This is a genomic window from Martelella sp. NC20, from assembly GCF_013459645.1.
In the GTDB taxonomy this organism is placed as follows: domain Bacteria; phylum Pseudomonadota; class Alphaproteobacteria; order Rhizobiales; family Rhizobiaceae; genus Martelella.
Genome location: NZ_CP054861.1, coordinates 1,343,164 through 1,361,871, shown reverse-complemented (window position 1 = coordinate 1,361,871; position 18,708 = coordinate 1,343,164). Strand labels below are relative to the sequence as shown.

At 62.2% G+C, this 18,708-nt stretch carries 19 protein-coding genes, 1 tRNA gene and 1 pseudogene; 9 read left to right on the top strand and 12 right to left on the bottom strand.

Translation table 11 applies throughout. From position 1 onward, the window contains the following. Positions 1-3: 3 nt before the first annotated feature. Positions 4-1,119, top strand: a complete 1,116-nt coding sequence (locus HQ843_RS06575; RefSeq protein ID WP_180899269.1) for a Gfo/Idh/MocA family protein — start codon at positions 4-6, stop codon at positions 1,117-1,119. 109 nt (positions 1,120-1,228) lie between these two features. Continuing rightward, positions 1,229-2,464 carry a sensor domain-containing phosphodiesterase gene (locus HQ843_RS06570; RefSeq protein ID WP_180903429.1) on the top strand — a complete coding sequence of 412 codons (1,236 nt, stop codon included), beginning with the start codon at positions 1,229-1,231 and terminating at the stop codon, positions 2,462-2,464. A 232-nt stretch (positions 2,465-2,696) separates the two neighbouring features. On the opposite strand, the gene HQ843_RS06565 is transcribed toward HQ843_RS06570, so the two are convergent. The 3 genes from HQ843_RS06565 to HQ843_RS06555 form a co-directional block, all read right to left on the bottom strand. Next, a complete protein-coding gene (locus HQ843_RS06565) occupies positions 2,697-2,891 on the bottom strand; it encodes a hypothetical protein (RefSeq protein WP_180899271.1) in 195 nt (64 codons plus the stop codon). Positions 2,892-3,180: 289 nt separating this feature from the next. Then, a tRNA-Leu gene (locus tag HQ843_RS06560) sits at positions 3,181-3,267 on the bottom strand. Positions 3,268-3,369: 102 nt separating this feature from the next. Further along, positions 3,370-3,672, bottom strand: coding sequence for a SelT/SelW/SelH family protein (locus tag HQ843_RS06555; RefSeq protein ID WP_180899272.1), 303 nt, complete (start codon positions 3,670-3,672; stop codon positions 3,370-3,372). A gap of 292 nt (positions 3,673-3,964) precedes the next feature. Here HQ843_RS06555 and HQ843_RS06550 point away from each other — a divergent pair, with 292 nt between their 5' ends. From HQ843_RS06550 to HQ843_RS06530, 5 genes and pseudogenes are all read left to right on the top strand, one after another. Further along, complete coding sequence (locus HQ843_RS06550; RefSeq protein ID WP_246710293.1) at positions 3,965-4,498, top strand: hypothetical protein; 534 nt, start codon at positions 3,965-3,967, stop codon at positions 4,496-4,498. 173 nt (positions 4,499-4,671) lie between these two features. Further along, a pseudogene (locus HQ843_RS06545) lies at positions 4,672-6,288 on the top strand (bifunctional metallophosphatase/5'-nucleotidase); the annotation flags it as partial. Positions 6,289-6,820: 532 nt separating this feature from the next. After that, entirely contained in the window at positions 6,821-7,858 is a 1,038-nt protein-coding gene (gene hemH / locus HQ843_RS06540) for a ferrochelatase (RefSeq protein ID WP_180899274.1), read from the top strand. A 37-nt stretch (positions 7,859-7,895) separates the two neighbouring features. Further along, on the top strand, positions 7,896-8,903 hold the full coding sequence (locus tag HQ843_RS06535; protein ID WP_180899275.1) for an SPFH domain-containing protein: 1,008 nt from the start codon (positions 7,896-7,898) through the stop codon (positions 8,901-8,903). A gap of 6 nt (positions 8,904-8,909) precedes the next feature. Continuing rightward, complete coding sequence (locus HQ843_RS06530) at positions 8,910-9,371, top strand: NfeD family protein (RefSeq protein WP_180899276.1); 462 nt, start codon at positions 8,910-8,912, stop codon at positions 9,369-9,371. A 47-nt stretch (positions 9,372-9,418) separates the two neighbouring features. Here the strand turns inward: HQ843_RS06530 and HQ843_RS06525 are convergent, their stop codons facing one another. Continuing rightward, positions 9,419-9,865, bottom strand: a complete 447-nt coding sequence (locus HQ843_RS06525) for a Crp/Fnr family transcriptional regulator (protein WP_180899277.1) — start codon at positions 9,863-9,865, stop codon at positions 9,419-9,421. Between the two features lie 35 nt (positions 9,866-9,900). After that, a complete protein-coding gene (locus HQ843_RS06520; protein ID WP_180899278.1) occupies positions 9,901-10,584 on the bottom strand; it encodes a response regulator transcription factor in 684 nt (227 codons plus the stop codon). Positions 10,585-10,670: 86 nt separating this feature from the next. Between HQ843_RS06520 and HQ843_RS06515 the strand changes: the two genes are divergently transcribed. After that, positions 10,671-11,252, top strand: coding sequence for a L,D-transpeptidase family protein (locus HQ843_RS06515; protein WP_180899279.1), 582 nt, complete (start codon positions 10,671-10,673; stop codon positions 11,250-11,252). A 7-nt stretch (positions 11,253-11,259) separates the two neighbouring features. Here HQ843_RS06515 and HQ843_RS06510 read toward each other — a convergent pair whose 3' ends face one another. Further along, the gene (locus HQ843_RS06510; RefSeq protein WP_180899280.1) at positions 11,260-12,267 is read right to left on the bottom strand and encodes a 2-hydroxyacid dehydrogenase; all 1,008 of its coding nucleotides are present in this window, start codon (positions 12,265-12,267) and stop codon (positions 11,260-11,262) included. 199 nt (positions 12,268-12,466) lie between these two features. Between HQ843_RS06510 and HQ843_RS06505 the strand changes: the two genes are divergently transcribed. Further along, a complete protein-coding gene (locus HQ843_RS06505; RefSeq protein ID WP_180899281.1) occupies positions 12,467-12,997 on the top strand; it encodes an SH3 domain-containing protein in 531 nt (176 codons plus the stop codon). Positions 12,998-13,027: 30 nt separating this feature from the next. On the opposite strand, the gene ubiG is transcribed toward HQ843_RS06505, so the two are convergent. From ubiG to rplT, 6 genes are all read right to left on the bottom strand, one after another. Next, positions 13,028-13,780 (bottom strand): bifunctional 2-polyprenyl-6-hydroxyphenol methylase/3-demethylubiquinol 3-O-methyltransferase UbiG, encoded by a 753-nt coding sequence (ubiG, locus tag HQ843_RS06500; protein ID WP_180899282.1) that lies wholly within the window; start codon positions 13,778-13,780, stop codon positions 13,028-13,030. A 270-nt stretch (positions 13,781-14,050) separates the two neighbouring features. Continuing rightward, positions 14,051-16,492, bottom strand: coding sequence for a phenylalanine--tRNA ligase subunit beta (gene pheT, locus HQ843_RS06495; protein ID WP_180899283.1), 2,442 nt, complete (start codon positions 16,490-16,492; stop codon positions 14,051-14,053). 49 nt (positions 16,493-16,541) lie between these two features. Beyond that, entirely contained in the window at positions 16,542-16,820 is a 279-nt protein-coding gene (locus tag HQ843_RS06490; RefSeq protein ID WP_180899284.1) for a DUF2442 domain-containing protein, read from the bottom strand. Beyond that, on the bottom strand, positions 16,804-17,037 hold the full coding sequence (locus HQ843_RS06485; protein ID WP_180899285.1) for a DUF4160 domain-containing protein: 234 nt from the start codon (positions 17,035-17,037) through the stop codon (positions 16,804-16,806). Before HQ843_RS06485 ends, HQ843_RS06490 begins: the two co-directional genes overlap by 17 nt. Before the next feature lie 7 nt (positions 17,038-17,044). After that, positions 17,045-18,127, bottom strand: a complete 1,083-nt coding sequence (gene pheS, locus HQ843_RS06480) for a phenylalanine--tRNA ligase subunit alpha (RefSeq protein WP_180899286.1) — start codon at positions 18,125-18,127, stop codon at positions 17,045-17,047. 151 nt (positions 18,128-18,278) lie between these two features. Next, on the bottom strand, positions 18,279-18,683 hold the full coding sequence (rplT, locus tag HQ843_RS06475; RefSeq protein WP_180899287.1) for a 50S ribosomal protein L20: 405 nt from the start codon (positions 18,681-18,683) through the stop codon (positions 18,279-18,281). Positions 18,684-18,708 lie beyond the last annotated feature (25 nt).

Genomic DNA, 18,708 nt, shown 5'->3' with positions numbered 1-18,708 from the left:
GAGGTGAAGGCAATCTACGGCATTATCGGCTGCGGCATGATGGGGCAGGAACATCTGCGCAATATCGCGCTTCTGCCCGAGGCCGAAATCGGCGCGATCTTCGAACCCGACCCGGCGATGCGCGCGAAGGCGGCAGCGCTTGCGCCGCGGGCGCGGCTTTGTGACAGCCTCGCCGAACTGCTTTCGGTGGAGGCGATAACCTGCCTGCTGATCGCAAGTCCCAACCACCTCCATCTGGCACAGATGGAGGAGATCGCCCGCACAAGGCCCCTGCCGTTGATGGTGGAAAAGCCGCTGTTCACCGATCCCGGCGACACCGCCCGCATTGCCGGTTTCAAGGCGCATTATCCCGCCCCGGTCTGGGTGGCGATGGAATACCGCTACATGCCGCCGATCGCCCGGCTTTTGAGCGAGGCCGAAAGCGTGACCGGCGGAGTGAGGATGCTGACCATCCGCGAACACCGCTTTCCGTTTCTCGAAAAGGTCGGCAACTGGAACCGGTTCAACCGCTATTCCGGCGGCACGCTGGTGGAAAAATGCTGCCATTTCTTCGATCTGATGCGGCTGGTGATGAAAAGCGATCCGGTGCGGATCATGGCGAGCGGCGGTCAGGCCGTCAATCACCGCGACGAGATCGTCAACGGCAATGAGCGGCCGGATGTCTGGGACCACGCCTATGTGATCGTCGATTTCGCTTCGGGGAGCCGCGCGGCCCTGGAGCTTTGCATGTTCGCCGAAGGCTCGCGCTTTCAGGAGGAAATCACCGCGATCGGGCCTGAAGGCAAGATCGAATGCCACGTGCCCGGCCCGACGCGTTTCTGGCCGGCCGAACTCGGCGCGCCGCCGGATGCCCGCATGGTCTATTCCCCGCGCAACCCCAGAGGCCCGCGCGAGGCCGTGATCGCGGTCGATCCGACGCTGCTGATGGCCGGCGACCACAACGGCTCGACCTTCTACCAGCATCGGAGCTTTATCGCCGCGATCGCCGGTTCGCGCCCGGTGGAGGTGAGCCTTGCGGATGGCTGGTGGGCGGTGGCGATGGGCCATGCGGCACAGCAATCGGCCATGAGCGGCCATACGGTGAAGCTCGAAGGCGACCATTTCAGGGTCGCGGTTTGATAAAACGCAAGAATTTCAATGCTGACGCCTGATTTAGGCTGATCGCGACCCGCCTTGGAACTGGACGGTGACCTGACAACCGCTGTACCATGTTCACGAGCACGAAACAGTGGACGCGAAAACAATGGGTCGCCTGCCCTTGCCCCTGACGCTGGCCGCGACGAAGCAGCCGGACGATGCGGTCGATATCATTCTGGAGACGGTGCGCACGCATTTCGACATGCAGGTCGCCTATCTGTCGGAAATCGTCGACGGCCAGTCGATTTTTCGCGCCGTCAGCGCCCCTGGGTTCGAGGCGCTTGTCAGCCCCGGAACGACGATGCCGCTTTCCGAGGTCTACTGCCAGCATATTCTGGACGGCGTGTTGCCGAACCTGATCACCGATACCAGCCAGCACCCGGTGGCCGTTGCCATGCCGATCACGCAGAGCGTACCGATTGGTTCGCATATGAGCCTGCCGGTCTATCGCGAGGACGGCAAGGTATATGGCATGTTCTGCTGCCTCAGAACCACGCCGCATCCAAGTCTCGGCGAGCGCGATATGGCGGTGATGGAAACCTTTGCCGGGCTCGCCGGGCGCCAGATCAATGACGGCCTGCGCCGCCGCGCCGAAATCGCCGACATCAATGCGCGCCTGGACCGTGCGCTTGAAAAGGACGGTTTCAGGGTGGTGCTGCAGCCGGTGGTGGATCTTGAAACGCTGCAGCCGATCAAGTTCGAGGCGCTGTCGCGGTTCGGCGATGGCCGTCCCCCCCAAATCTGGTTTGAAGAGGCCCGCCAGGTGGGTCGCCAGGTTGAGCTCGAAGTGGCGGCCGTCGAAAAGGCGCTGGCGTTGCTTGGCCGGTTCCCGGATGACATGGCGATCGGCTTCAATGCTTCGCCGCAGACCATCGCCAGCGGCGCGCTGATCGAGGCGATCCGCCATGTGCCTCCGGAGCGCCTTGTGGTGGAGATCACCGAACACGATGTGGCCGAGGATTTCGACGAACTCGCAATTGCGCTCGAGGCGCTGCGCCGGGCCGGGATACGCACCGCCGCCGACGATGTCGGCGCCGGTTTTTCCGGCCTGATCGCGCTGCTGCGGATGCAGCCGGACATCCTCAAGCTCGATATCGAACTGGTGCGCGACATCAACCAGAACCTCGCCAAACAGGCGCTCGTCCTCGGCATGGTCGACTTCGCCCGCAAGACCGGCGCGGTCACCACCGCCGAAGGCGTGGAAACCGAGGAAGAATGCGCCGCGTTGCGCCGCCTCAAGGTCGATTTCGGCCAGGGATACCTGTTCGCCAGGCCGATGGATGTCGAAGATACGCTGACATGGATGGGGGACAGAAGACAGCGCTGACGCGCCGCGAAAGCGCCTCTACGCAGGCAGGAAGGCAGAGCCGGCCTTCACCGAAGCGCCGAGAGGAAACCGACGTCTGGGAAATGGCTCCCGGGGGCGCGGTGCTTCGATCTCCCAATCCCAGCAGAAGCGCATCCACGCCCGGGCGGCAGCAAACCGCCTCCACAGCGACCTCTCGACACAAATGCGCCGCCTCGGTTTCCTTCGGCGGCGCGTTATGAGTTAAAACTATTCAACCTTCACCGAGGTCGCTTTCATTATGGATCAGCTCGAGCGCTCCGTAGATACGGACCGCAGCGGTGCTGTAACCAAGCCTCATGGCAAGATCCAATGTGGATTCTATTGATCTCACCATCCGTGTTTTCTTTGATTCTGAAATCAGCCAGCGACCAACGCGCTCCTGATTATCCGCACCAATATCATGCATTCCCTCACCTCATTTATTGTTATCGTTGAGGCGCGCCCGCTGCATAATAGTTATTATTATTTAAATAATATACATGATATTTCTGATATAGACAATTCTAATGATTGTCTATTTTGTAACTATTGGAATGTTATATTACAAAACTCGACGCGACCCAGGTTCAAGCCAGGAACAGCGATCCGTGCGCTTCAACTGCTCGCGCATGGCTGACGAACGGCATGAAGAACGCGTCGCGCGTTTCCCCGTATGAGGTTCGGGGCAAAATAATGTCAGGATATCGAAAATGAATTGGTGCCCAGAAGAGGACTCGAACCTCCACACCCTTGCGAGTACCAGCACCTGAAGCTGGCGCGTCTACCAATTCCGCCATCTGGGCAATGACGGCTCGTTTAAGAGGCGGGGCGGCATTAGTCAACGGGTATTTGACGTTTTCGCGACAAAAACTTGCGCGCTTTCGCCACGGCAACGGTCCCGCCTTTCAGTCTTCATTGCCGGCCTCCCCCGCCCGGTCGACATGGCCGAGATCGCGCTCCGGATCGATGATATCGCGGACCTTCTGCTTGAGTTCCTTCGGGCCGGGAAAGCCGCCGTCGCGCTTGCGTTCCCAGATCAGCACATCATCGACCCAGATCTCGAAAATGCCGCCCGTGCGCGGCTCGAGCGTGACGGCGCCGAGTTCGAGCGAGAAGGTCGACAGCAGTTCCTGGGCCATCCATGCCGAACGCATCAGCCAGTTGCACATGCTGCAATAGACAATTCTGATTTTCGGCTTTTCCGCCATGACGCGCTTCCTTTCGCAATTGCCCATCAATAGAACAGTCTGAGGTGAGGTGGAAACCGGCTCACCAGCCGGGCAGCGCAAAAAAAATAGAAACCAGCGCGTTCGCAAGCAAGCCGCTGAGTGCGGTTGCGCGGCCGTGATAGCTGATTTCCCGCCCCGATGCGCAGCGCCGGCAGTGAGCCTTCCATGCAACGGTCCGGCGCGGATGGAACCAACGGGGCCTTCATGCAGTTGATTTTTAGAGCCAGATAAGCCTTTCTTGTACCTGAACCGATTGCGAAAGAGCGCGCCCGTGAAAACGATCCCGATCCTGACCCTCGTCTGCTGCACGGCGCTTGCCGCCTCGTGCACCACCACGCCGCAGTCCGGCCGCCTGCCCGCGACGTCAACCGCGCCGCAGGCTCCTGTTTCCGCCGTCGATGGCGAGTGGCGCGACAAGGACGGCATCATATCGCGCTTCGCCGGCGGCCGGTTCGAGACGCTGTCGGCCGACAGCAACACGACATTGGCCATCGGAAGCTATACCGAGACCGGCAATCTGGTCGAAATCGAGCTGACCTCGGTGCTGCGCCGGACTCAGGCCCGGGTCAATTGCGCTCTGGTGGCGCCCTATCTGATGAACTGCACACCGAGCCAGGGCGCGAAGTTCTCGCTCTACAGACCGAGCATGGCCCCCGTCGGCTTCACCCTGCAGGAAGCGCCCCAGCAGATGGCCGGCGCCGACCCGTCCCAGATGGCGCAGGCGACAACGATGTCGCCAGCCACAACGATGTCGCCCGCCCCGTCGGTAACCTTCTCCGGCGCACAGGCCGGCGGCAGTTTCTGACAACGCGGTCCTGCCGGTCCGATTTTCCCGATCAGGCCGGCGGGAAACCTGTTTTTATGGCGTCCCCTGAAATCGGCACTTGACGCGACGGTTTAAAACGTCGTCACATTTCCATGTGAAGTTAAGCGTCGGGCGGCATCAGCCGCGTTTTCATTCTGCACCAGGAGTTTGCCATGAATTCCCTATCGAAGGCCGCATTGCTCGCGGCAACCGTGCTGTCCCTTTCAGCCGGCAGTGCCTTTGCCGATTTCGAACTCGAAATCCTGCACAATAATGATTTCCATTCGCGCTTCGATTCGATCAACGGCTATGATTCCGTCTGCTCGGCCGAGGACGAGACCGATGGCAAGTGCTTCGGCGGCGCGGCAAGGCTTCTGACCGCCGTCAACGAGACGCGGGCGGCACTTGAGGCGGACGGCAAGAATGTCATCCTGCTCAATGCCGGCGACAATTTCCAGGGCTCGCTGTTCTACACCTTCTACAAGGGCGAGATGGAAGCCGAGTTCATGAACATGCTCGGCTATGACGCGATGACCGTCGGCAATCATGAATTCGACGACAGTGAGGACGGGCTGAAGACCTTCCTCGACATCGTCACCTTCCCGGTCGTCACCGCCAATGTGAAGACCAATGCCGATTCCACCGTCAACGACATGATCGAACCCTCGATCGTGCTCGATATCGATGGCGAGAAGGTCGGCATCATCGGCGCGGTCACCAACGACACGCCGGAAATCGCCAATCCCGGCAAGAACATCGACATCACCGTCGATGTCGATGCGATCACCGCTGAGGTGAAGGCGCTGACCGATCAGGGCGTCAACAAGATCATCGCGCTGACCCATGTCGGCTATCCGCGCGACCTGGCCGCCATCGCCGTCATTCCGGGCGTCGACGTTGTCGTGGGCGGCCATTCGCACACGCTTCTGTCGAACACCGACGAGAAGGCCGAAGGCCCCTATCCGACCATGGTCGACAATCCGGACGGCTACAAGGTGCCGGTGGTGCAGGCCAACCAGTATGGCAAATATCTCGGCGATCTCGACGTCGTCTTCAACGATGACGGCATCGTGACGTCTGCCAAGGGCGACCCGATCCTGCTTGATGCGAGCGTGACGCCGGACGAGGAGGTTCTCTCCTGGATCGCCGAAAAGGCTGTCCCGCTCGAGGAGCTGAAGAACAAGGAAGTCGGCGAATCCACCGGCGAGATCGTCGGCGACCGCAATGTCTGCCGCGCCGAGGAATGCTCGATGGGCAACCTCGTGGCCGACGCCATGCTCGCCCGCGTCGCCGACCAGGGGATCACGCTCGCGATCCAGAATGGCGGCGGCGTGCGCGCCTCGATCGATGAAGGCACCGTTACCATGGGCGAGGTTCTCACGGTCCTGCCGTTCCAGAACACGATCGCCACCTTCCAGCTTACGGGCGCGGACGTGATCGCCGCGCTTGAAAACGGGCTGTCGCAGATCGAGGAAGGCGCCGGCCGCTATCCACAGGTGTCCGGCCTCAAATACACCTATGATTCCAGCAAGGAACCGGGCAGCCGCGTCATCTCCGTGGAGGTCGCCGATGGCAATGGCGGGTTTACGCCGATCGATGAGGGCGCCACCTACGGCGTCGTCACCAACAATTTCATGCGCTCCGGCGGCGACGGTTACGCCATCTTCGCCGAAAAGGGCATGAACGCCTATGATTTCGGACCGAATCTGGAAGATGCCGTCGCCGAATATATCGGCATGAACAGCCCCTACGCGCCTTATACCGACGGCCGGATCGTGAACGTCGCGAAGTAGGCGAAGCCTCTCAGCCCATAATCTCCCCCCTTGAGGGGGAGATGCCCGACAGGGCAGAGAGGGGTGAACCCTCTCCGAGAGTTCGGGGTTCGCGGCTTGCGCCCTTGCCCCTCTCTGACGCTTTCACGACATCTGCTCTTCAAGGGCTGGGCAATCGCATATGGCTTCACCGCGCAGCCCGCAAATCTTCTCGCCCCGGAGGGGAGAGATGTCGCGACAGCGACAGTGAGGGGGGGAGTCCATCCTCTCGGACGCCCTCCCTTTTGGAAATGCTGCCCACTGCCCCTTTCGGGGCATCTCTCCCGCAGGCGGGAGAGAGTATCGGGAGCAAGCCGCAAGGCCAGATGCGATTGCCCTGCCCTCAAAGGGGGGGAGATTGTTTTGTGCCAAGCGCCAACCTTTCCAACGGGTGGCAACGCGCGGCATTTTCCCCGTTCACCCATCTGCGACATCGTATAATCTGGCGAAGCCCGGACTGCGTAGTTATATAAAACCAACGAAAGTCGGAAATGAAAGGCCGGAACCGCCGATGTCAGAAATGCATGCCGCATGGCCGGACAAACACCCCAGCGTCGCCTTCGGCAAGGTCGGCGTTCTGCTCGTCAATCTCGGCACGCCCGATGGCACCGACAAGGCGTCGATGCGGCGCTATCTGGAAGAGTTTCTGAAAGACAAGCGCGTGATCGAATGGCCGAGGGCGCTGTGGTATCCGATCCTTTACGGCATCGTTCTGAACCGCCGTCCGGCCAAGGTCGGCGAGGCCTACAAGCTGATCTGGAACAATGAGCTCGATGAAAGCTATCTGCGCACCTATACCCGCAACCAGGCCGAAAAGCTTGCCGCGCACTATGCCGATACGCAAAACCTCGTGATCGACTGGGCGATGCGCTACGGCCAGCCCTCGATCCCCGCGCGGATCGAAGCGCTGAAGGCGGCCGGCTGCGAGCGCATCCTGCTTTACCCGCTCTATCCGCAATATGCCGCATCGACGACGGCGACGGTCAACGACAAGGCGTTTCAGACCCTGCTCGACATGCGCTGGCAGCCGGCGCTGCGCACCGTGCCGCCCTATCACGACGACCCGGTCTATATCGACGCGCTGGCGAAATCGGTCGAAAACCACCTCGCCACGCTCGACTGGGAACCGGAGCTTATCCTCACCTCGTTTCACGGCATTCCGCAGTCCTATTTCAGGAAGGGCGATCCCTATCACTGTCAGTGTCAGAAGACGGCGCGACTTTTGCGCGAGCGGCTGGGACTTTCCAAGGAGCGGCTGATGATCACCTTCCAGTCGCGCTTCGGGCCTGAGGAATGGCTGCAGCCCTATACCGACAAGACCGTCGAGGCGCTGCCGGCAAAGGGCATCAAGCGCATCGCGGTGATGAATCCCGGCTTCGTTTCGGACTGTCTGGAAACGCTGGAGGAAATCGGCGAACAGGCGCGCGAGAGTTTTATCGAGCATGGCGGCGAGAAATTCGCCCATATCCCCTGCCTGAATGATACTGAGGAGGGCATGCGCGTGATCGAACACGTGGTTGCCCGCGAGCTTTCGGGCTGGGTAAACTGAACAAAGGCCGGCAAGACCGGCTCAAGGAGGAAATGAAATGGCAGTACTGACCGGGTTTTCCATCACGATCATCATACTGGCGGTCCTGATCCTCCTGACGCTGTTTGCCGGGATCAAGACCGTGCCGCAGGGCTACGGCTATACCGTCGAGCGCTTCGGCCGCTACACCCGTACGCTGAATCCCGGCCTCAACCTGATCGTCCCGTTCATCGACCGGATCGGCAAGCGCATCAGCATCATGGAACAGGTGCTGGACGTGCCCGAGCAGGAGGTGATCACCCGCGACAATGCCAGCGTCCAGGCCGATGCCGTGTGCTTCTACCAGATCCTCAATCCGGCAAGTGCGGCCTATCAGGTTGCCCATCTGCAGCTCGCGGTCCTCAACCTGACGATGACCAACATCCGCTCGGTCATGGGTTCGATGGACCTCGACGAGCTGCTTTCCAATCGCGATTCGATCAATGAGCGCCTGCTCAGGGTCGTCGACCTGGCGGTCGAGCCGTGGGGCGTGAAGGTGACCCGCATCGAGATCAAGGATATCCGTCCGCCCGCCGATCTGGTCGAGGCCATGGGCCGGCAGATGAAGGCCGAACGGGTAAAGCGGGCGCAGATCCTCGATGCCGAGGGCCATCGCGCCGCGCAGATTCTCCGGGCCGAAGGCTCCAAGCAATCCGCCATTCTGGAAGCCGAGGGCGAGCGCGAGGCCGCCTACCGCGAGGCCGAGGCCCGCGAGCGGCTGGCCGAGGCGGAAGCGAATGCCACACGTTCAGTCTCCACCGCCATTGCCGAGGGCGACGTCACCGCGATCAACTACTTCGTGGCGCAGAAATACACCGAGGCCATGGCCGCGATCGGCACCTCGACGAACTCCAAGGTCGTGCTGATGCCGATGGAAGCCTCCGCGCTGATCGGTTCGCTCGGCGGCATCGGCCAGATCGCGAAGGAAGTCTTCGGCGGCGATGACAGCGGCAAGGCGGCGGCAACGCCGCCCGCATCCCGCTCGACCCCGTCGGTGCGCCCGCCGCGCCCCAGCAAGGAGACCTGACCGGCGATGGAGCTGCTCGTCTTTTTCGCAGAATCCGGCCCCTGGGGCTGGTTCATCATCGGCCTCCTGCTGCTGGTGGCCGAACTGATGGTGCCGGGCGTGTTCCTGATATGGGTCGGGATTGCTGCCCTGGTCCTCGGCCTTTTGTCGCTGGCGTTTCAGCCCTTCGGTTTCTGGGTCTGGCAGTTGCAACTCGTCCTGTTTGCAGTGCTCGCCTTCGTGAGCATCCTCGTCGGGCGGAAGGTGTTTGCGCGCCGGGAGAAATCCTCCGACCAGCCGCTCCTGAACCAGCGCGCGGCAAGCCTGATCGGCCGCACCGCGATCGTCAGCGAGGCGATCGTCAACGGCCGCGGCCGGATCAAGCTCGATGACACGACCTGGACCGCCGAAGGCCCGGACACGGCGGCGGGCGCCACGGTGCGCATCACCGGTGGTGATGGCGGCAAGCTCGTCGTCGAGCCGGTTTAGGCCGGCAGGAGGCGCCGGAAGAATACGCGGCCCGCCGAGAAAAAAGTCTAAAAATCCGAAAGCCGCGTCTTCACGGCGCCGAGCGCGCCGACCAGGTCGGCGAAGCTTTGGCGCAGGCGGTTTTCCATTTCCCGGCCGATATCGGGATATTCCTCGATCAGACGCAGGAACTGTTCACGCCGGATCAGCAGGATTTCCGAGGGCGCGCCGGCGCGGGCGGCGAAGCGATGGGGCACGGGGCTGATCAGCGCGGCCTCGGCAAGCAGGCTGCCCGGCCCCGCAATGCCGGCCGAACGGCCGCCCGCCTCAAGATCCAGATGGCCGCTTTCGAGCATATAGGCGCCGGCGCTATCGTCATCCTCGTCAAACAGCATATCGCCCGCGCCGAGCGAGCGTCGCGCTATGGTAAAGGCGATAAGGCGAAGCTGTTCGACCGAAAAGCCGGAAAAAAGCTCCGCGCGGCGCAGCGTCGCGATGTCCTCAGACAGTGCCATTTTCGTCCCCCTCGCCCGAACGCATCGACGTCGCGTCAGGGCACCAGCTTGTAGCCGCCGTTTTCGGTCACCAGAATACGCGCATTCGAGGGATCTTCCTCGATCTTCTGGCGCAGGCGGTAGACATGGGTTTCGAGCGTATGCGTCGTCACCCCGGAATTATAGCCCCAGACCTCTTCCAGCAGCATGTCGCGGGTTACCACCTTCTGTCCGGCGCGGTAAAGATAGCGGATGATCGAGGCTTCCTTTTCGGTCAGCCTGATCTTCTGGCCGTCGCTGGTGTGAAACAGCTTCTGGCCCGGCTTGAACACATAGGGGCCGACGGTGAAGGTCGCGTCCTCGCTCTGCTCATGCTGGCGAAGCTGGGCGCGGATTCTCGCCAGCAGCACGGCGAAGCGGAACGGCTTGGTGACATAGTCGTTTGCGCCCGCCTCGAGCCCCAGAATGGTGTCGCTGTCGGTGTCGTGGCCTGTCAGCATGATGATCGGCGCCTTGTATCCGTTCTTGCGGGCGATCTTGATCGCCTCGCGCCCGTCCATGTCCGGCAGGCCGACATCCATGATCAGGAGATCGATCTGTTCCTCGCGCAGCATCTTCAGCGATTTGGCCGCGCAATCGGCGGAGCGGAGAATGAATTCGTCGTAAAGCTCAAGCTGCTCCACCAGCGTCTCGCGCAAATCCGCATCGTCATCGACGAGAAGTATCGTCCGCTCTGTCATCCGAACCTGCCCTTTTGTCACGCATCCCCGAAAAGTGCCGCGACCATTGCGATCCGCCATGGCCGGGCGTATTGCTATGAAACTATATGATTTCACGTACAAAGCAAAAAAAAGTGAAGAAAACCAGCCGTTCGGCGATGAAAAGGCGGGGCATGATCACGGTCCGGCGGGCGCCGGGCGCCGCCCACCGCGCGATCCTCGCCTTCGGGCCGCTCCGGTTTCAGGCGGCAATCGGGCGGAACGGGGCGACGGCCCTCAAGCGCGAGGGCGACGGCAAGACCCCGATCGGCACGATGGCGCTCATCTACGGCTACCGCGACGATCGTCATCGGCAAAGCTGGCCGCGCTCCGGACTGGGGATCAAGGCGATGAAAGCCGAAGACGGCTGGTGCGATGCGCCGGCCTCGCCGAACTACAACCGCCCCGTCCGCCTGCCCTTTGGCGCAAGTCATGAACGCTTGCTGCGCGACGACGGTATCTACGACCTCGTGATCGTGATGGACTGGAACATGCGGCCGCGCGCCCGCAATCGCGGCTCGGCGGTGTTCTTCCACCTCGCCCGCCGCGACTTCTCGCCGACCGCCGGCTGCGTAGCGATCGCGCCGGCGGCGATGCGCGTGTTATTACCCCACCTCAGAGCCGGCATGCGGCTGAAGGTTCTCGGATAAGCGCCTGTCAGACCCGGCCCGGCAGCACCCGATTGGGCGGACGGTGGCCGTCGAAGAAGGTGCGGATATTGATGATCACCTTGTCGCCCATGTCGATCCGGCTTTCGAGCGTGGCCGAGCCCATATGCGGCAGCAGCACGGCCTTGCCCGCTTTGGCGAGTTCCAGGAGCCGCGGATTGATCGCCGGTTCGTTCTCGAAGACATCGAGCCCGGCGCCGGCGATGCGGTCCTCCTCCAGGCAGCGGATCATCGCCGCCTCGTCGATAACGTCGCCGCGCGCGGTGTTGACGATATAGGCTTCCGGCCTGAGCAGCGCCAGCCGACGGGCCGAGACCAGGTGATAGGTGGCCGGCGTCGACGGGCAGTTGACCGACACGATATCGACGCGGGCGAGCATCTGGTCGAGACTGTCCCAATAGGTCGCCTCCAGCTCGGCTTCCGTCTGCGGATTGACGCGGTGGCGGTTGTGGTAGTTCACCAAAAGACCGAACGCCTTTGCCCGGCGCGCGACCGCCGTTCCGATCCGCCCCATGCCGACAATGCCGAGCCGCTTGCCCCAGATACGCCGTCCGAGCATCCATGTCGGGCTCCAGCCCTGCCAGCTGTCCGGTTCATTGCCGGCGAGCAGCCGCGCGCCCTCGGCAAGCCTGCGGGGCACCGCCAGCACCAGCGCCATGGTCATGTCGGCGGTGTCCTCGGTCAGCACATTGGGGGTGTTGGTGACGGTGATCCCCTTGCGGGCGGCGGCATCGACATCGACATTGTCGATGCCGTTGGAAAAGCTCGCGATCAGCTTCAGGTTCGGGCCGGCCTCGTCGATCAGCGCGGCATCGATGGTGTCGGTCAGCGTCGGCACCAGCACATCGGCCCGCGCCATGGCATCGGCGAGTTTTGCGCGCGAGAACGGCCGGTCCTCGCGGTTCAACTCGACGCTGAACAGCTCCCCCATCCGCGCCTCCACCGGATCGGGCAGTTTGCGGGTGACGACGACGACGGGTTTTCTGGGGTTATTCATCGGTTAACAGCTCATTAATCATGTCGGGCGATAATGCACATAATGAGGGCGCTTTTCCACCTGAAGCGGTTCTTCCCGTGTCGAAAACCGCTTCGGACGCGTAAATCCCTCGATGAAGGGTCGGGCGCGCACCTTACAAGTCACGGCCGCGCGCCAATAAACAAGACAAGGCCGGAGAAACGGCATTCGAAGAGGTCATATGCGTCGCCTGGCAAGACTGTTGATCTGCACATTGCTTGTCTTCGCCATGCTGGAACCGGCGATGGCGCAAACCGAGCGCAAGGGCGCCTCGGGCGGGCCGCTGCCGCGCTTTGCGATGGTCAAGCCGGATCGCGCCCGCATGCGCGTCGGCCCCGGCTTCAACTACGCCACCAAATGGATCTACAAGCGCCCCGGCCTTCCCGTCGAGATCACCGAGGAATACAGCGTCTGGCGGCAGGTGCGCGATGCCGATGGCACCGAGGGCTGGATGCATGTCTCCGTGCTGTCCTCGCAGCGCAATGCCATGGTGGCGCCCTGGCTGCGCAACAGCACGGACGGCGAAACCTTTCTGGCGCTGAAGGCCGGCAAGGACGATTCGGCCCGCGATGTCGCAAGCCTGGAACCGGGCGTGATCGTCCAGCTCGAGGAATGCGACGGCACCTGGTGCGAGCTGAAGGTCAAGGGTGTCAACGGCTACATGCACCAGAAGGACATCTGGGGCGTCTATCCGAACGAAGTGTTCAACTGATCCCACGCCGCGCGAAAGCCCGTGGCCTGATCAGGCTTCCGGCTTCACTGCCAGCACCATGTAATTGACGTCGGTATCGTTCGAGCGGTTCCAGCTGTCGGTCAGCGGGTTGAAGAACACGCCCTGCCGCTCCACCGGCGTCATGCCGGACGCTTTCAGCGGCGTCTCGATTTCCTCCGGACGCACCAGCTTGTCGTACTGATGGGTGCCGGGCGGCAGCCAGCGCAACACCCGCTCGGCGGCAAAGATCGCCAGCGCCCCGGCCTTCAGCGTACGATTGATGGTGGCAACGAACATCATGCCGCCGGGTTTGACCAGCGACGCGCAGGTCGTCATGAAAAAATCGACATCGGCGACGTGCTCGACCACTTCCATGTTGAGCACGATATCGAAGCTTTCACCGGCTTCGGCAAGCTGCTCCGCCGTGGTGGCGCGGTAATCGACCGACACGCCGGCTTCGGCGGCATGGGTCGTGGCGATCCCGATATTCTTCTCGGCGGGATCGATGCCGACGACGCTTGCGCCCATACGCGCCATCGGTTCCGCCAAAAGCCCGCCGCCGCAGCCGACATCGAGCACGCGAAGTCCCTCCAGCGGGCGGGCGGATTTCTCGTTCCGGCCGAAATGGCCGCAGGCCTTCTCGCGGATATAGCCGATGCGCACGGGGTTGAACTTGTGCAGCGGCTTGAATTTTCCGCGCGGGTCCCACCACTCGGCGGCCATCTTCGAGAACCACTCGACCTGTGCGTCATCGATCGTCGTCTTGCCGGAAGCCTCGGTCATCGGTGTCTCCACGATTGTTTCCCGGAACGCATCTCGATCCGATTGTACCGGATCGGCGCTCCAGGTTTTTGTTTCAGCCGCATGATCTCGTCGCTCCGCTCCGGTCGGATCATGCTCTGGATTCTTTATTTTGACGCGTCGGGTTAACGAAAAACCGGATTCCACTTTTTCGCCCGACGCTCTAGGTATAGGAGCGGCGACACGCGCCGGCAAGGCGCTGGCGGGAGACAGATGCGCGCACCTCCCGCCAGAGGGGACCGGACGATCTCCCTACGCCCGGATCACGCCGCCGGTGGATTTTTCGACATTGGCGATCACTTTCTTCATCAGCGCCTCGAAATCCTCATCCGTCAGCGTGCGCTCGGCGGGCTGGATCGCGACTTCGATGGCGACCGACTTCTTGCCCTCACCGAGCGATGCGCCCTCGAAAACGTCGAAGACCGTGACGCCGGTGATCAGCTTGCGGTCGGCGCCCGCAGCCGCCCGTTCGATCGCGCCCGCCTCCACAGCCCGGTCGACCACGAAGGCGAAGTCGCGGGTGACCGCCTGGAACGGCGACAGCGTCAGCGCCGGCTTGGTGCGGGTCGGCTTCTTCTTCGGCTCCGGCATCGCATCGATGAACACCTCGAAGCCGGCGAATTTTCCGGAGACATCGAGCGCTTCCAACACCTTCGGATGAAACTCGCCGAAATGGCCGAGCACGATCTTCGGGCCCATCCTGATGGTTCCCGAGCGGCCCGGATGATACCAGTCCGGCCCGCCGGCAACGATCTGGACATTGCCCATCGGCAGGCCGCAGGCTTCCAGTACCGCCAGCGCATCGGCCTTGGCATCGAACACGCCGACGGCGCGGCCGGCGCCGGTCTCGGCGTTCGACCACATCCGGCCCGAACCGGAAAGCGTCGCCGTGCCGCGGCGGATGCCGCCGGCCACCCGGCGCTGGCCTTCCGGCGTGTCGTTCTCATAGGTGGCGGCAACCTCGAACAGGGCGATATCGCCATGACCGATCGCGGCGTTGCGGCGCGCAGCCGTCAGCAGGCCGGGCAGCAGCGAAGGCCGCATATCGGACATATCGGCGGCAATCGGATTGGATAGCTTCAGCGCCGGCGCGCCGCCGCCGAACAGCTTCGCCTGATCTTCCGGGATGAACGACCATGTGACCGCCTCAAGCATGCCGCGCGCGGCAAGCTCGCGTCTTGCGGCGCGCGAGCGGATCTGCAGCGTGGTCAGGATCTTTTCATTCACCGCGCCGGTGGCCGGCAGCGGCGCGGGCTTGATCTCGTCGACGCCGTGAATGCGCATCACCTCTTCCACGAGATCGGCCTTGCCATCCACATCCGGCCGCCAGGACGGTACGGCAACGGCGGCCCGCTCGCCCTCGCCAGTCACCGTAAAGCCAAGACGGGTCAGGATATCGCTGCTTTCTGCGGAAGAGACATCGAGCCCGGTGAGGCGTTTGACCTCCGAGAACGGATAGTCGATCACCTTCGGCGCGTGGCCCTGATAGCCCTCGACCTTGGCTTCCGCTGCCGTGCCGCCGCAAAGCTCCAGCACCAGTTCGGTGGTGCGTTCCAGGCCCGGCACCATGTATTCCGGATCGACGCCGCGCTCGAAGCGATACCGGGCATCGGTGATGATGGCGAGCGTGCGGCCGGTGCGGGCGATGTTCATCGGGTCCCACAGCGCCGATTCGATCAGCACGTCGGTGGTGTTTTCATCGCAGCCGGAATGCTCGCCGCCCATGATACCGCCGATCGATTCGACGCCATTGTCATCGGCAATGACGACATTGTCATGATTCAATTGATAGTCGCGCTCATCGAGCGCCAGCAGCGTCTCGCCCGCCTTCGCCCGGCGCACCACGAGACTACCCTTGACCTTGGCGGCGTCGAAGACATGCATCGGCCGGCCCTGATCGAAGGTCATGTAATTGGTGATATCGACCAGCGCGTTGATCGGGCGCAGGCCGATCGCAACGAGGCGCTGCTGCATCCAGCTCGGGCTCGGCCCGTTGTTCACGCCGCGCACCAGGCGGAGCGCGAAACCGGGGCAGAGATGCCGGTCTTCTACGGAAAAATCGAGCGTAAGGCCGACCGTGGTGTCACCCTCCGTCTTGAACGAAGGCGCAGGTCGTGTCTTCAGCGAGCCGAGACCCGAAGCGGCCAGATCGCGGGCGATGCCGAAAATGCTGGTGCAGTCCGGCCGGTTCGGCGTCAGGTTGATCTCGATGACCGGATCATCGAGCCCGGCATAGGCGGCGAAGGACGCGCCGAGCGGCGCATCCTCCGGCAGGTCGATGATGCCGTCGTGATTGTCCGACATGTTAAGCTCTTTTTCCGAGCACATCATGCCCTGGCTCTCGACGCCGCGGATCTTGCCGACCGCAAGCGTGACATCGATGCCCGGCACATAGGTCCCCGGCAGCGCCAGCGCGCCGACGAGCCCGGTGCGCGCATTCGGCGCGCCGCAGACGATCTGAAGCGGCTTGCCGCCATTGACCGCCGGTCCGGCATCGACCGTCAGCACCTTCAGCCGGTCCGCATCCGGATGCTGCTTCGCCTCGATCACCCGGGCGATGGTGAACGGCCTGTAGGCCGCCTTGTCATCGACGTCTTCAACCTCGAGCCCGATCGTGGTCAGCCGCTCGCAGATCGCTTCCAGCGTGGCATCGGTTTCCAGATGGTCCTTCAACCAGGACAGTGTGAATTTCATTATCGTCTTTTCCTGTTATTCCGCCCGGACCATCCCCAGGCTTAAAGTTCTAGGCCGCCTTCTCCGGCGCCTTGGCGCCTGGCGCTTTCCAACCGGCCAGCATGCCGCGAATGGACAGATCCTCATCGACATCCGGCCAGTGAACGCCAGCCAGCATGAGATGCACGTTGTTGCGCTCCGCCGGGGTGGCATTCAAAAGCCTCGGATACCACCACAAGGGCGTCGAAACATGCCGCCCATCAGAAAGGCGCACGTGGACATCATGCAGATCACACCACGCCTCGATCGGACGTTCCGCTTCCGGGTAGGATTCATGCGAAATAGTCATGCCATGCCTCCAACATCTGCTGTCTGTGCTCTCGTACGACTTCCAGTATACGAGCCAAGTCTCTTTGGCTAAAGCCCCCCGCCTCGGCCAGCTTCACCTCGGTCAGCCATACCTTGGCTTCGCCGCCATTTCCGTCGACGTGAATATGCGGTGGTTCAAATCGGTCGCCGGAATAGAAGTGAAAGCGGAAGCCGTATTTGCGGAGAACGGTCGGCATCAGCCTCTCACGAACTCAACCCGCCAAACAGCGTCGGTATATCCAGCGGCCGGAAGCCGTAATGCGACGTCCAGCGTTCGTCGGCGGCAAAGAAGTCGCGCAGGTCCGGCATGCCGTATTTCAGCATGGCGATGCGGTCGAGACCCATGCCCCAGGCGAAGCCCTGGTAGACGTCCGGGTCGAGGCCGCAATGGCGCAGCACGTTCGGATGGACCATGCCGCAGCCGAGGATTTCCATCCAGTCCGTGCCGGTTCCGAACTTCACCTGCTCGCCGGAGCGGTCGCACTGGATGTCGACCTCGAAGGACGGTTCGGTGAACGGGAAGAAGGACGGGCGGAAGCGCATCGTCACGGCTTCAACCTCGAAGAAGGTCTTGCAGAATTCCTCCAGCGTCCAGCGCAGATGGCCGACATGGGTGGTCTTGTCGATCACGAGGCCCTCAAGCTGATGGAACATCGGCGAATGGGTGGCGTCCGAATCCTGCCGGTAGGTCTTGCCGGGAATGACCACGCGGATCGGCGGCTCCTGGCTTTCCATCGTGCGGATCTGCACCGGCGAGGTGTGGGTGCGCAACACCTTGCGGTTGCCCTCTTCATCCGGATTGAAGAAGAACGTGTCGTGCATCTCGCGGGCGGGATGGCCCTCGGGGAAATTCAGCGCCGTGAAATTGTAATAGTCGGTCTCGATCTCGGGGCCTTCCGCGATCGAAAACCCCATATCACCGAAAATGGCGGAAATCTCGTCGATCACCTGGCTGACCGGATGAATGCGGCCGGAAAGCGAGGGCGACGGGCGCACCGGCAGCGTCACATCCACGGTCTCGGCGGCAAGGCGCGCGGTAATCGCGGCGTCCTTCAGTTCGGCCTTGCGGGCGGCGATCGCATCGGAGACCTCGGTCTTCAGCGCGTTGATCGCCGCACCCCTTGTCTTGCGCTCCTCCGGGTCCATCCTGCCGAGCGTCTTCAGAAGCTCCGACACCGACCCCTTCTTGCCGATGGCTGCAAGGCGCACAGCCTCGATTTCAGCCTCGTCGGAGGCTTTGGCGATCTCCGCCATCAGCGTTTTTTTCAAATCGTCAAGATCGGACATTTTTCTTCTCTCGCTTGCCGAAGCGGCTGGCCTCCGCTTCTCGACCGGTCAGATATCAGATTTTCATGATTTAAATGCGAAAAACCCGCACTGATCCTGCCAGCGCGGGTTTCCCAAATTGGTATATGTCGAAGGCTTGGGAAGCGCTGGCTTAAGCTACAGCGCTTTCAAACTCGTTGGCGGTACCTTCCTTCTTGAGGTACTCCAGGCCCTTCTTCGCAGCCGCAACCAGCGATGCGAATGCTTCCGGCTCATGGATCGCCATGTCGGACATCACCTTGCGGTCGACTTCGATGCCGGCCTTGTTGAGACCGTCGATGAAGCGACCATAGGTCAGGCCGTGTTCACGCACGGCGGCGTTGATGCGCTGGACCCACAGAGCGCGGAAATTGCGCTTGTTGACCTTGCGGTCGCGGTAGGCGTACTGCTTGGACTTGTCGACAGCGGCCTTGGCGGTGCGGATGGTGTTCTTGCGACGGCCATAGAAGCCCTTGGCTTGCTTGATGACCTTCTTGTGCTTGGCGTGTGCGGCAACGCCACGTTTTACGCGAGCCATATCATGATCTCCTTGAAATCTATCT